The following is a 13,102-nucleotide window of genomic DNA, read 5'->3' as shown; positions in this document are numbered from 1 at the left end:
CGCATCAATTTGTTCGGCGCGTTTCTGAGGAAGTCCTTTATGGCACTAGCAATGTGCTGATCCAGCTGGTTTCTAAAAACGGCAGGATTGTTGTGAAGTAAGCGTTTAAAGAGTGTTTTGTTGACTAATCGATCAAGTACATAAAAACCGTAATTTGTATTGAGCTAGAATTATATAAATATGGAAAAAATTATTTTAACAAAAAAATATTTTCTATGAACTTTTTCGAGGCTGAGATGTCTAATATGTAAGTAGAGAGTGAGGTGTTGGCTGTGGATGAAATTAACGTCGCCCGAAAAGCGATACAAGGCGAAGAAGAAGCTTTTATCGCTTTAATGCATATGCATAAAGAAGCCTTATTACGGACTGCTTTAGCTTTTCTTAAAAACGAACACGCAGCACTTGAAGCTTTACAAGAAACGACTTACCGAGCATTCAAGAAAATTCACACCTTAAAGGAGCCTGCCTATGCCAAAACCTGGCTAATTCGTATTATGATTAATTATTGCCAGGATCAACTAAAAAGAGGCAAACGGTTCGTCCTGAGCGAGAAAAATCTTGACCTTCCAGTTTTAGATAATTTAGCCCAAATTGAATTACAGGAAGCTTTAAGTACACTTTCTCCCACTGAACAACAATTGATTTACATGAAATATTTTCAGGACGTTAAAATCAAAGACATCGCAGCCATCGAAAAAATTCCTGAAGGTACTGTAAAATCACGCTTGCATAAAACACTACGAACGCTCCGTAGATATCTTGAAGACAAAGGAGAGATCGATCATGTATGAAAAAGAGGAACAGAAATTAAATGATTTCAAAAACCACTTAGCACAGATCCCTCTTCCCATTGATCAAGCAGACGGAGCAATTAGACAAGGTCTTGAACAAGCCAAACGAGAAAAAAGGCAACTCCGCGCTAAACGGCAGCGAACTTTTTGGAGCCTAGCCGCAGCTGCGCTGATGATTCTCACAGTCCTCACGACAATCCGGGTATCTCCCACTTTCGCTAATGCGGTGGCATCAATTCCTGGAATGGAAAAATTTGTTGAATTGATACAAGATGACAAAGGACTTACTGCTATATTTGAAAATGACTACTACCAACCGATCGGTGAGTCTCAAACAATTGGACATACGACGATGACGATTGACGGTGTCGTTTTAGACGAATCGGGCATGAATCTCTTTTATACCATTGAATCTCCTGTAGAAATAGACGATGTCGTCATAGAAACGCCAGTTTTAAACAATCAGCAACAAGAACTTGATTCTGCAAGCATTTCCTACAGTTCCCCAGTGTCTGAAGATCTGTCTCCAAAAATCTATACAGATATCCTGAAATATACATTTGAAGACCCGATAAATTTTGAAGACCTATCTTTTACACTTGAACTAGAAACTATTTTGAACGGCAATTCGTTTGATTTTTCCATACCGTTTGTTGTTCCTGAAAATGTAAAACCAAGTATCATTTATGGCATCAATAAAGAAGTGGAAGTCGAAGGACAAAAATTCACAATCGAAGATATCACTGTTCATCCACTTCGCGTAGGTATTAAGATTTCGTTTGATCCAACTAACACTAAAAAAATACTTCAATTTGAAGATATGCGCTTAGAAGATGACACCGGTGAAATTTGGAGTTCAATATCCAATGGAATTTCGACTACTGGTAATATGGACGATGGCGAAATGCTTTACTATCTTCAAAGCAATTATTTTGAAAAGCCGAAGCAACTGTATTTACGCATCAATACTATGCAAGCGGTCGACCAAGAAGACGCTTATTTGATAGTAGATACGGAGAAGAACGTTTTATTGCACAGTCCAAAAGATGGTAGGTTGACCTTAACTAAATCTAGTCGAACTGAAGTTGAAATGACTTTGAAAGTCGATGCAGATAAAGAACATGCTTACGGAATTGATTATCAAGTAAAGGATGCAAATGATGAACTACTAGACTTGTCATCTTCTAGCATGTCTACTAGTTATAAAAACGGACAAAACTTTGCAATTGGCATCGTAGATAACGGGTATGTCAATCCAATAAAAATCGACTTGTTCTCCTATCCAAATTATATTAATGGAGATGTTAAAATCGAGTTACAAAAAAAATAGTTTTATACAAAGAGTGTCGCCCTATAGGCTTTAACATAAAACAAACGAAGAAAAAAGAGTTCTTTTTTCTTCGTCTTTTTTATTGACTCGTGACCTATAATCCAGAACTCGGTGGGCACTTTTTCAAGGTCCTGGAAGTGAAATTTCAGAACGACTGATTTCCCTTGATAGGGCCGAACGCATTTTCTATATTATTTTTGCATAATCGTTTCATTTTCTTACACAACTGAACGTTTATTTGTCTCTTTTTTAAGATTCAAAACGGCTGATAGGCATGGACATGGAGAAGAGCAAAGATATGTTCGCTAGCCTCGTCATAATAAACAGCAACTTGTTCTTTAGCATGCAAAAGGAGCTATCTCGAAAGTCATTGTTCCTAATTTTTTTGAGACATCCCCTCCTTGTTAGGTGATAATTTTTCTATGCACGCTGACGCAAATAACAAGCCAGCTGCAATTGTAAGACATCATCTGCATTTTTTAACGACAAGCCAAGTACCTCTTCTATCTTTTTTAACCGCTGATAAAGCGTATTAATATGGATATGCAAGGTTTCTGCCGCTTCGCCTGCTGATCGATTTTTTTCGAAATAGACAAGAAGTGTCTGTTCCAACATGCCACTTGAACGGTCGATTTCGCGTAATGGTTGAAAGACATCTGATAAAAACTTACTGACTTCTTCGGTATTCCGACTCGTGAATAACCGACTAATCCCGATATCTGTATAGCGTACAAGTTTGTGATTCACCTTTCCTGCAAGTGGATTGGTCAGCGCAATTTCGGCTTCACGATACGAGCGCTCAATGTCGCTGTATGAAGAGATCAACGACCCAATTCCCCCATGCAACACGTAATCGTTTCGTCCATCTGCTCGATACACTAACATTTCATCCAATTGCCTTTCGAAAAAACCAAGTTCCACAGTTCCGGTTACGCCAGCCAGCAAAATGACTTTGTTTTGCCAACCAAATACGGTCTGAACAAGTGCACCTGCTGCGGAACGTAACTCCGCTATAAGGCGAAAAATATGCGCTTCTAGTTCCTGCGGATCGGAGCAACCCGTCACTTGCAGCATCGCCACGACAAACCCTTCAGAATTCCGAATTCCGAGAGCCTCTGCTTTTTCATTCAGTAGCTCGGGATCGTTCGTATAGAGAAGTTCATCAAACAATTGTTGCTGATTTTTATAATAAAATGCTAACACATTTTGCTTTTGAACACGTTCTAAGGCAAGTACTGCACTGCCTTGTTCGAGTGCTACTTCACCAAGACGCGTCAAGGTTTGTGGTGACTTTGCAATCAAACAACCCAGCACGACAGATCCTGAACGAATTGGGTATACGACATCGCCTTCTTTTGTATTAAGTTCGATACTTTTTGCTTGAGACTCTTTTTGAATAATCTGCAGTAAATGACTGAATGATAATCCAGTGGGAAGTATGGCCATAGCTGGAATCATTTCATTCATCAACAAATCAATAAACACTAGCGACTGTCCCGCCATCTGACTTAGTTCCTCAACCATCTTCTCTGTCCCCATATTTCGAACGGATAAATCCGTCAACCTTGCATGAATAACATCTCGCTGCACCAAAGCATCATTCAATTCCCTGATATTCGCAAACTGCTTGGCGTTGCGAATTGCGATACCCACTTGAGTCGTAAAAATTTGCAGCAGCCATAAATCTCGATCGGTTAAGACATGTTCTGAATGCATCTGTCCCAGGTACATGACGCATTCAATACGGTCTTCTACGACGATGGGATAGGCAATCACAGATCGAATATTCGTGATATCTTCAACTCGCCTTCCCCAACGCTGTTTGTTTTCTTTCGAAATATGTTTTACTTCACCAAATTTCAGATCGCTAGGGTTTGTTATTAACACGGGCGTACCAACTTCAAAGGCATGACCAACAGGACCTTCTCCTAGTTCGAACTCCATGTGACGGATTTCTTCGTACCGATATCCTTGTGATGCTTTGCAAACAATTTTCTTTTTCGTTTCATCATACAACCAAAGTGTTCCATAATCTGCATTTGTAATGACTTCAAGCGTATGCGTCAAAATATTGCAAAAAACGTCTTCTAAATTGAGTGATGCGGTTGTATAACGAATACTATCAACAATCTTTGCTAATTTCACACGTCCCGTAACATCGATAAACTGTGCATAGCCTTTATAGAAAAAGTCAAAAAGCACAGCCAACTCGTCTTCACCAACTACACGATTTTCTGTAAAAACGAGAAAGACACGGTAATCATCTGCATATGTAAATTGGACTTTTTGTTCATCGTTCTCTTGAAAGGTTTGAATAGGCGTTCCTCGCATATTTTCCATAGCAGGAGGTGTCATTTCTGATCTATTAACGATTGCCTCCAACGTGCTAGACTCCCCGGTTTTCCTCCATACGGAATAAGGCAATTTGAACCCCATTCGGTTATAGAGTGTTGCAATCGAATTATCCATAGCCTCACGCTCCTTCAGTAGAGAAAAATCTACTTTATATACTATAAATATAGAGATTCATACATTGTTCTGTCAATAAAATTCATTTAATATTCATTTTAGATAGAATATTCAAACAAAAAAATCGGAGGTGCCTCATGAATTTAAATAAAAGCATGATAGGGATTGCGAGTCCCCCCTATAGTGTCGTCATCGAACGAGAACATGTTACGCGATTTGCACAAGCAATCGGCGACAACAACTTGTTGTATGAAAATGAAGCTTATGCAAAAACAACCGCTTACGAAAGAATGACTGTCCCTCCTACTTTTTTAGTGGCGCTGGGTAGCCACGCTGAGTTCCCACTTAAACTCGATTTCAAACGCATGTTGCACGGGGAGCAAGAGTTTATCTACCATCAACCCGTACGAATTGGCGATAAATTAGACTGTATAATGACCGTCACGGATGTCTACGACCGGGTTGGGAAAAGTGGAACGATGCAATTTCTTGTTCTCGACACGAATATGACAACTGAAGACGACACACTTGTAGCAGTTTCTCGCAACACGATTATTTATCGACCCGTTCCGAAGGAGGCGAAATAAATGAAAGCGATTACAGCTATTTCTTTTTCGGAACTTCAGTCCAATACCGCTCTTCCTTCTTTTACAAAACCTGCTGTCAGCAAAGAACAACTCGTTCAGTATGCACAAGCTTCTGGCGACTTGAATCCGCTTCACACAGATGATAACTTTGCAAAAAGCATTGGACTAGATGGCGTTATTGCCCACGGCATGCTCATCATGGGCTTTCTTGGTCAATACGTTCAAGAAATTGCTGGAACCGAATCGGTTGTTCACCAATTCAATATGCGATTCGGTGCCATGACAAAACCTGGTGACGTGATCACATGTGGTGGTTTTGTAAAGCAATTGATGGAAATCGATGGACAACCGGCAGTGGCACTTGAGTTATTTGCAGAAAAAGCACCGGGTGAGCGAGTCGGGACCGGTTCTGCTGTTCTAGTATGTTCGAACCCACTTAACTAAAGAAGGAGGCTCCACACATGGCAACTTATTCAAATCAATGCGCAATCGTCGGAGTCGGCGAAAATAAGCGCTCACGTAAATCAGGAACCACTCCGCTTCATATGGCACTCACTGCAGCACGTAATGCATTAGCAGATGCCGGACTTGAAGCACACGACCTTGATGGCATCATGAACTACTCTACCGGGGCTGACTCGTGTCCTTCCCATGAACTCGCAACGTTTCTTGGATGTCACCCTAAATACGTCAAAGACGTAAGTGGTGGCGGCAGTAGCACAGAATTGCTTATCGCTGACGCCGTTGCGCTAATCGAAGCGGGCATGCTGAATACGGTGCTAATCTATCGTTCAATGAATGGTAGTTCGGGCCATCAAGTCGGACGTGGCTATGACCCTAACATGCTACAAGAAATGCTGTCAGGTGGCAGCTTCTTGATGCCTTATGGAACTGCTAGTCCTACACAGTGGTTTGGCATGTTCGCGACGCGACATATGCAGCAAACTGGAATCACGAAAGAACATTTAGGTCATGTATGTATTAGTTTTTATGAACATGCACAGCGAAACCCCGATGCATTTTTACATGGCAAGCCACTTGATATGGAAACGTATTTAGCGACACCTGACATCAGTTCACCATTTAATATTCATGACTGCTGCGTAGAACTAGATGAAGCAAATGCGATTATTGTAACGTCTGCTGCAAATGCGAAAAATTGCAAATCGAAACCTGTATTTATTGCGGGAATGGCTCCTCGTACGACTCATTCCAACACTCACTATTGGACTCAGGTGGATGAAGTTGCGGCCGACTATGCGGCGGCAGAATTGTATCGTTCTGCTGGTGTAAAAGCTGAAGACATTCAAGTCGCAGCGATTTACGACTGCTTTAGCTGGGTCGTTCTTCGCCAACTAGAGTCCTATGGATTCGCCAAACGTGGCGAAGTTGGTGATTTCGTGGCTGACGGCAATTTGAAAATGGGCGGCTTACTTCCTTCTAACACAGCAGGTGGCATGTTGTCCGAAGGCTATACCCATGGCATGAATAATGTACTCGAACTCGTTCGCCAATTGCGACATGACTACAAAGGAACCGATCGACAAGTAAAAAATTGTGAGCTCGGGATTGCAACTGGCTGGGCGGGTCCTGATATGGCCGGTGCTATGATTCTACGAAACTAAGGAGGCGTTTTTATGACGATAAAAACTGATTACGAAAAACCGATTCCATTAAAAAACCAAGACAATCACCCGTATTGGGATGCTGCAGATCAACATGAGTTGAAGTTGCAAAAATGTACAGCTTGTCGCTCATTTATTCATCCACCAGGTCCAGCGTGTCCTAGTTGTGGCAGTCCAGAAACTGAATGGGAATTGCTTGGGTCAAATATTTCAGCAACCGTGTATTCATACGTTGTGTCATACCGTCCATTCCTCCCCGGTTTCCAGCATGACTTACCAACGATTATTACTGTAGCGTCACTTGATGCCGCTCCTGAAGTAAAACTGATGGCGAACATTATTAATTGTGACGCAGAAGATGTAGAAATCGGCATGCCACTCCAAATGACGTGGGTAGATATCACGGAAGACCGAGCATTACCTCAATGGATACCTGCTAAAAAGTAACAACAGCTAGAGTCCCGCTCTTTTCAATAGTGCAGTTCAACTTTGCAACTAACGACGAAATAGAACGAAAGGATGTGTCTTGATGAACTTTACATTTACGAAAAAAGAAGAAAAGTTTCGCGGCGAACTACGCGCTTGGCTAGAAACGAATCTCCCGACAGGTTGGTTAGAAGGAGATCGTCAACTTCCTAAAGACCCACAACACTACTCTCAGTTTTTACGCGACTGGCAACGCGCGCTCTATGAGGGTGGTTGGGCTGCCATCGCTTGGCCAAAGGAATATGGCGGACGCGACGCAACGTTAATGGAAGAAATTATTTATCATCAGGAGATGGTTCGTGTCCAATCCCCTCCCCTTATTAACTACATCGGAATTCATATGGTTGCTCCAACCTTGATGCAAATGGGAACCGACAGTCAAAAAGATGAATTTATCGAGAAAATTTTAACCGGCGAGCAAGTATGGAGCCAAGGCTATTCAGAACCGAGTGCAGGCTCTGACCTCTCTGCAATCCAAACGATGGCTGTGAAGAAAGACGGCAAGTGGGTCATCAATGGGCAAAAAGTATGGACCAGTTTTGCTCACCTTGCAGATCGCTGTTTCTTGTTAACAAAAACAGAAAAAAGCGAAGGCAAACATGACGGAATTACCGTATTTCTGCTTGATATGCACCAACCGGGTGTTGAAACAGTGCCGATTGTCCAAATGGACGGTCACCAAGAATTCAATGAAGTCTATTTAACAGATGCCATTGCAACGGACGCAGATGTCGTTGGCGAAGTCGGTAAAGGATGGAAAGTGCTGATTGCACTTATGTTGCATGAACGATCTGGTATTGCAGCTCAAGTGTTTACACTCGAACAGCAATTTGATCGCGTCGTTGATATGGCAAAATCCGTGCAAGTATGCGGTGTCTCGCTAATGGAAGATCCGTTCGTTGAAGACGGACTTGCTGATTTATATACACGCATCAATGGAGCCAAACTAAACTACTATCGCAACATCACACATACGTTAAAAAACGGGAAACCGGGACCAGAAAGTTCGCTTGATAAATTACTGGTCAGTGAATTGACGAAAGAACTTTTCGACTTTGCGATGACGATTCAAGGTCATGCAGGCATACTTATGGCAGAAGATGCCTTGTTCGATGCGGATATGCAAGGGCAATACCTCGCTTCATTCGGTGCAACGATTGGTGGCGGCACAAGCGAAGTACAGCGTAACACGATTGGCGAACGAATTCTCGGACTTCCAAAAGACTTAGGACGATAACTGTTAGGAGAGGTGAAGAACATGGATTTCGCATTAAGTGAAGAACAAGAGTTGTTTCGTACAGCCATTCGTAAATACATGACTGATTTAGGCAAAACCGATATTGCCCGTTCCATAATTGATGGCAAACTAGAATCGATTACACGTGTAACTTCCGGTCTTGCTGAAATGGGTATCTCTGCGATTCCAATTCCAGAAGAGCAAGATGGACTTGGACTTGGTGCACTTGATCTTGTTCCAGTTTTTGAAGAAACTGGACGCGTGCTATTACCGGGCATCCAACTTGAAACACTCGCCTTAGCCGTACCGTTACTTAACGCTTACGGAACACAAGTCCAAAAATCCAATTGGTTAACAAAAGTCGCCACAGGCGAAAGCACAATCTCTGTTGCGTGGTATGAACAAAACAGAGGACTGACACCAAAATCATTTAGCGCCATTGCAGCAAAAACAACTAGCGGATACGCCGTAACAGGTACGAAAACGCTTGTTTCCGTATTAGGAAATCCAGACATCTTCGTCACAGCTGCACAAACAGCCGAAGGAAAATCTTTATTTCTTATTAAAGCGAGTGATGTTGCGTCACAAAAAATTCTTCCAGGCATTGACGAGACGCAGCAAATTGCACAATTGACCTTTGATCAAGCACCTGCTGAATTGCTCGGTGAACCCGGCGAGGCGGCACAAATGTTGGACAATGCACTGCTCCATTTCAATGCGGCGCTCTGCTCTAGCATGGTCGGTGGCATGGATGAACTGGTTCATACAACGACCGAATACGCAAAAATCCGTGTTCAGTTTAATCAACCCATTGGTCGATTTCAAGCAGTCAAACACGGCATTGTGAACATGAAACTCGATTTAGAAACAGCACGTTCTTTGTCTTATTACGCAGCTTGGGCTGTAGAAAATAATACAGAAGATAAAGAAACAGCTGTTCATAGCGCTCGTTCTTTCGTTTCGAAAGCCTATATAAAAGCAGCTGCCGACTCGATTCAACTTCATGGCGGAATTGGATTCACAGAAGAACTGGATGTTCAACTTTATTTAAAACGTGCACGCTATTACGAGAACTATTTCGGTTCGATTCGCGCCTCTCGTAAAAAAGCAGCACACTCACTCGGCTGGCATACAAAACCCACTAAACAACATCCCGTACCCGTTTCGTCAGTAACGAACTAAAGATTAGTTAAGAAGGAGAATGGCAAATGACCGTATCAACGGATTTGAAAGTCTATCAGAATTTAATTAATGGTGAATTACGTGGGGCAATAGGTGACGAAAAAATTGACAGCATCGATCCTTCAACTGGTCGAGTATGGGCATACATTCCTCAAAGCACTGAAGAAGACGCGGTGTTGGCAGTTAACGCTGCGAAGAGTGCATTCCCAGCTTGGAAAAAAGCGAAAGCTGAAGATCGAGCAGCCGCTTTACGAAAAGTGGCTGAACTCATCGGTGAACACGGAGACGCGCTTGCAGCTCTTGAAACGCAAGACACGGGCTGGGTTATTCGCGAAACGACATATGGCTTAATCCCCGTATTGCAACAAATTTGGTTTAACGCTGCCGCTGGAGCATTGGGTGCGAACCGCGGTCAAACCGTTCCCGTGACAGCGACAAGTCTCGGTTACACACTTCGTGAGCCTTATGGCGTTGTTGTCGGAATCACACCGTGGAATGCTCCATTATTTACACTTTCCATCAAAGCAGCAAATGCCATGGCAGCAGGAAATACGGTCATTATCAAGCCTTCTGAGCATGCATCTGCAGCTTCTCTGTATTTCGCTGAGTTGGTAAAAGATGTCTTTTCACCAGGAATTTTCAACGTAATTTCTGGATACGGCGCAGATATTGGAGACGCCTTAACGAGTCATCCCGACGTCAACAAAATTAGTTTGACTGGATCTAGTCGTACAGCTGCTACTATTGCACGAGCGACAGCTGATAAACCAAAGCCACTCATTCTAGAACTTGGCGGAAAATCTGCCAATATAATCTTTCAAGATGCGGACATCGATGCCGTAGCAGATGCGATTAGTACATACAGCATCTTCTCTGGAAACTCAGGACAAATTTGTGTCGGAAGTTCACGCTTACTTGTCCATCGATCAATCTTTGACAAAGTGGCTAAAGCCGTCGTGTTACGCCTAAAAAATCCCGTCTATAAAACATACGGGCCGACACTGGATCCTACAACTACAACTGGCCCCATCGCAAACAAATCACAATACGATATCGTTCGTAACTATATCCAAGTCGGATTAGACGAAGGCGCGGAACTGCTCTTTGGCGGTCGTTCGGGAGGAGCAGAAGTTGCACCCGGTCACAGTGATTTAGCAGAGGGCTATTGGATTGAGCCCACCTTATTAAAAGCTGAGTCCAATACTTTGCGCATTTGCCAGGAAGAAATTTTTGGACCTGTCGCAGTTATGATTCCATTTGACACAGAAGAACAAGCTCTATCACTCGCAAATGGCACGGAATTCGGGCTGGCTGCAGGTGTCTGGACAAAAGACTTGAGCCTTGCGCATCGCATGGTTTCTGCAATCGAGGCTGGAAACGTATGGGTTAATACGTATGCGCGCGTCGGACCTGAAATGCCCTTTAGTGGTGTAAAAAGTAGTGGCTTTGGCACAGATTCGATTGAAGATTACTGTCGCGAAAAATCTTGTGTCATTGAATTATAAATAGATTGCATTCAAACTCTTGAATAGGCGGTGATCAGATGAATGTCCAACTCTCAAAAAAAAATAACTATGACCTGGATTTCCCTGAAATTCTCGACATTCCCAACGTATCAGCGGGTGCGATTTTAAAAGGTAGCGTTAAACAATACGGTGAAAAAAATGCCTATATTTATCGAGATACTCCGATTTCATATAACGCGATTTATCAAGAGGCAAAGCGTTTTGCAAATGCATTGCGAACACTCGGTATTGGTCGTGGCATGGTCGTATCAACTCATTTGCCAACCTGCCCGCAATACGTCGCAGCGTATTACGGAATCATTTTATCAGGTGCAGCCTATTCCCCACTCAATCCGTATTTACCTGCAGGAGATTTAACGCACCAATTGAATGATTCTGAAACTCAAGTTGTCGTGACACATGAATCGGTTGCACATTCCATTCGAGAAGTGCTTACCAATACGCAAGTCAAACATGTGATTCTCACTGGAGAGTCCGAAATCTATTCCAATGAAACGCCTGTACTGATGGATGACTACGATGGCTGGTATAGTTTTGCAGCATTAAAAGCAGCGGCATCAGAAGACGACTTCGATGCGGGTATCGTTCCGGAACTTGATCTTGCTCATATCGCCTATACAGGAGGCACAACAGGCAGTCCGAAAGGCGTGATGATTACCCACGCGAATTTAGTCAGTAACATTACACAAATTGCCGCATGGACGGCTGGGGCGTTACCTATTTTAGATAGTGACGGTGCACTGCGTTTCGTAGCGGTCGAACAAGACCGTGAAATCTACAAGAAAAAATACTTAATTCCTCTCGGTGAAGAAGTGCGGTTAAGTCCTTCTCCGCTATTTCATATTACGGGTGGTATTGGAATGATTGTCTCTCCGATGGCACAAGGAGTCACGACTTTGTTACCGGACCGGTTCGTTCCTACACAATTTCTAGATTTAATCGAAAAATACAGTGTGTCTTCTATTAACGGAGCACCTGCAATGTGGAATATCTTATTAAACTTGCCTGGAGTCGACTCATACGATTTCTCGACAATCCGTAACATCAGTTCTGGGGCAGCTCCTCTCTCACAAAAAGAGTTAGGACTGCTAAAAGAAATGTTCCCGAATGCACGTGTTGGCGAAGGTTATGGACTGACAGAAGCGACGGCATCTGTAGCCGGCAGTGTGATGGTCGCAGGCGGCGTTCATAAAGTCGGAACAGTTGGTTTGCCAACCTACAATACAAAAATCAAAGTCGTATCGCTCGACGGCATGAGCGAAGACCCTCTTCCGACTGGACAGGCTGGAGAAATTTGTATTTACGGTCCACAAGTCATGAAAGGCTATTTCAATAAGCCGGAAGAAACGGCTGCGACACTTCGAAGTGGCTGGCTGCATACTGGAGATATCGGCATCATTGATGAAGACGGCTATCTCGCGATTGTCGATCGAAAAAAAGAGATGCTCATCTACAACGGCTACAACGTCTATCCAAGCCGGATTGAAGAAGTTCTCGTCTCTCATCCCGACGTCCAAAACGCTATTGTCATCGGAAAACCTGTAGAAGGCATCGGTGAAATTCCAAAGGCATTCGTCATCCTCAAACCCGGCAGTGGCTTGTCTGAGGAAGAACTCATGACCTATACAAATGAACGCGTCGTCCACTATTCAAAAGTACGAGAACTCGAATTCCTTGAGCAGTTCCCGATGACAGCAGCAGGAAAGATTTCAAAAATCCATTTGAAGAAACAAGAACTGGAAAAGCACTAATATCACATAAAAAAACACCTGGGGTAACAATAAAAACTCGCCATTTCTTCTTGAAATGGCGAGTTTCTCTATTTTCTATAATAATTTGACCGGCTGTTTTTAACGTACATTAGTTTGT

At 42.9% G+C, this 13,102-nt stretch carries 11 protein-coding genes; 10 read left to right on the top strand and 1 reads right to left on the bottom strand.

Annotated features, from left to right (window positions below):
- The first annotated feature begins 272 nt into the window (after positions 1-272).
- Together FQ085_RS10660 and FQ085_RS10655 are read left to right on the top strand one after the other, a co-directional pair.
- Positions 273-791: a sigma-70 family RNA polymerase sigma factor gene (locus FQ085_RS10660; RefSeq protein WP_058386957.1), complete on the top strand. Its 519-nt coding sequence runs from the start codon at positions 273-275 to the stop codon at positions 789-791.
- The gene (locus FQ085_RS10655; RefSeq protein ID WP_149456579.1) at positions 784-2,121 is read left to right on the top strand and encodes a DUF4179 domain-containing protein; all 1,338 of its coding nucleotides are present in this window, start codon (positions 784-786) and stop codon (positions 2,119-2,121) included. The genes FQ085_RS10660 and FQ085_RS10655 overlap by 8 nt, the downstream gene beginning before the upstream one ends.
- A gap of 420 nt (positions 2,122-2,541) precedes the next feature.
- On the opposite strand, the gene FQ085_RS10650 is transcribed toward FQ085_RS10655, so the two are convergent.
- Positions 2,542-4,590 (bottom strand): helix-turn-helix domain-containing protein, encoded by a 2,049-nt coding sequence (locus FQ085_RS10650; protein WP_149456578.1) that lies wholly within the window; start codon positions 4,588-4,590, stop codon positions 2,542-2,544.
- 137 nt (positions 4,591-4,727) lie between these two features.
- Between FQ085_RS10650 and FQ085_RS10645 the strand changes: the two genes are divergently transcribed.
- The 8 genes from FQ085_RS10645 (at position 4,728) to FQ085_RS10610 (ending at position 12,984) form a co-directional block, all read left to right on the top strand.
- Positions 4,728-5,177: a MaoC family dehydratase N-terminal domain-containing protein gene (locus tag FQ085_RS10645; protein ID WP_149456577.1), complete on the top strand. Its 450-nt coding sequence runs from the start codon at positions 4,728-4,730 to the stop codon at positions 5,175-5,177.
- On the top strand, positions 5,178-5,621 hold the full coding sequence (locus tag FQ085_RS10640; protein ID WP_149456576.1) for a MaoC/PaaZ C-terminal domain-containing protein: 444 nt from the start codon (positions 5,178-5,180) through the stop codon (positions 5,619-5,621).
- Between the two features lie 17 nt (positions 5,622-5,638).
- Complete coding sequence (locus FQ085_RS10635) at positions 5,639-6,802, top strand: thiolase C-terminal domain-containing protein (RefSeq protein ID WP_149456575.1); 1,164 nt, start codon at positions 5,639-5,641, stop codon at positions 6,800-6,802.
- A gap of 12 nt (positions 6,803-6,814) precedes the next feature.
- A complete protein-coding gene (locus FQ085_RS10630) occupies positions 6,815-7,249 on the top strand; it encodes a Zn-ribbon domain-containing OB-fold protein (RefSeq protein ID WP_058386203.1) in 435 nt (144 codons plus the stop codon).
- Between the two features lie 82 nt (positions 7,250-7,331).
- A complete protein-coding gene (locus FQ085_RS10625; RefSeq protein WP_149456574.1) occupies positions 7,332-8,525 on the top strand; it encodes an acyl-CoA dehydrogenase family protein in 1,194 nt (397 codons plus the stop codon).
- 21 nt (positions 8,526-8,546) lie between these two features.
- Entirely contained in the window at positions 8,547-9,707 is a 1,161-nt protein-coding gene (locus tag FQ085_RS10620; protein ID WP_149456573.1) for an acyl-CoA dehydrogenase family protein, read from the top strand.
- Positions 9,708-9,733: 26 nt separating this feature from the next.
- Positions 9,734-11,212, top strand: coding sequence for an aldehyde dehydrogenase family protein (locus FQ085_RS10615; RefSeq protein WP_149456572.1), 1,479 nt, complete (start codon positions 9,734-9,736; stop codon positions 11,210-11,212).
- 38 nt (positions 11,213-11,250) lie between these two features.
- Positions 11,251-12,984: an AMP-binding protein gene (locus FQ085_RS10610; protein ID WP_149456571.1), complete on the top strand. Its 1,734-nt coding sequence runs from the start codon at positions 11,251-11,253 to the stop codon at positions 12,982-12,984.
- The last annotated feature ends 118 nt before the right edge of the window (positions 12,985-13,102 follow it).

The organism is Planococcus sp. ANT_H30 (genome assembly GCF_008369335.1).
GTDB lineage: Bacteria > Bacillota > Bacilli > Bacillales_A > Planococcaceae > Planococcus > Planococcus kocurii.
This window is presented reverse-complemented; position numbering and strand designations above follow the sequence as displayed.

Bases quoted from the DNA above. Each gene is read 5' to 3' on its own strand.
- FQ085_RS10655 (WP_149456579.1), top strand. From the start codon at position 784: ATGTATGAAAAAGAGGAACAGAAATTAAATGATTTCAAAAACCACTTA.
- FQ085_RS10650 (WP_149456578.1), bottom strand. From the start codon at position 4,590: ATGGATAATTCGATTGCAACACTCTATAACCGAATGGGGTTCAAATTG.
- FQ085_RS10645 (WP_149456577.1), top strand. From the start codon at position 4,728: ATGAATTTAAATAAAAGCATGATAGGGATTGCGAGTCCCCCCTATAGT.
- FQ085_RS10640 (WP_149456576.1), top strand. From the start codon at position 5,178: ATGAAAGCGATTACAGCTATTTCTTTTTCGGAACTTCAGTCCAATACC.
- FQ085_RS10635 (WP_149456575.1), top strand. From the start codon at position 5,639: ATGGCAACTTATTCAAATCAATGCGCAATCGTCGGAGTCGGCGAAAAT.
- FQ085_RS10630 (WP_058386203.1), top strand. From the start codon at position 6,815: ATGACGATAAAAACTGATTACGAAAAACCGATTCCATTAAAAAACCAA.
- FQ085_RS10625 (WP_149456574.1), top strand. From the start codon at position 7,332: ATGAACTTTACATTTACGAAAAAAGAAGAAAAGTTTCGCGGCGAACTA.
- FQ085_RS10620 (WP_149456573.1), top strand. From the start codon at position 8,547: ATGGATTTCGCATTAAGTGAAGAACAAGAGTTGTTTCGTACAGCCATT.
- FQ085_RS10615 (WP_149456572.1), top strand. From the start codon at position 9,734: ATGACCGTATCAACGGATTTGAAAGTCTATCAGAATTTAATTAATGGT.
- FQ085_RS10610 (WP_149456571.1), top strand. From the start codon at position 11,251: ATGAATGTCCAACTCTCAAAAAAAAATAACTATGACCTGGATTTCCCT.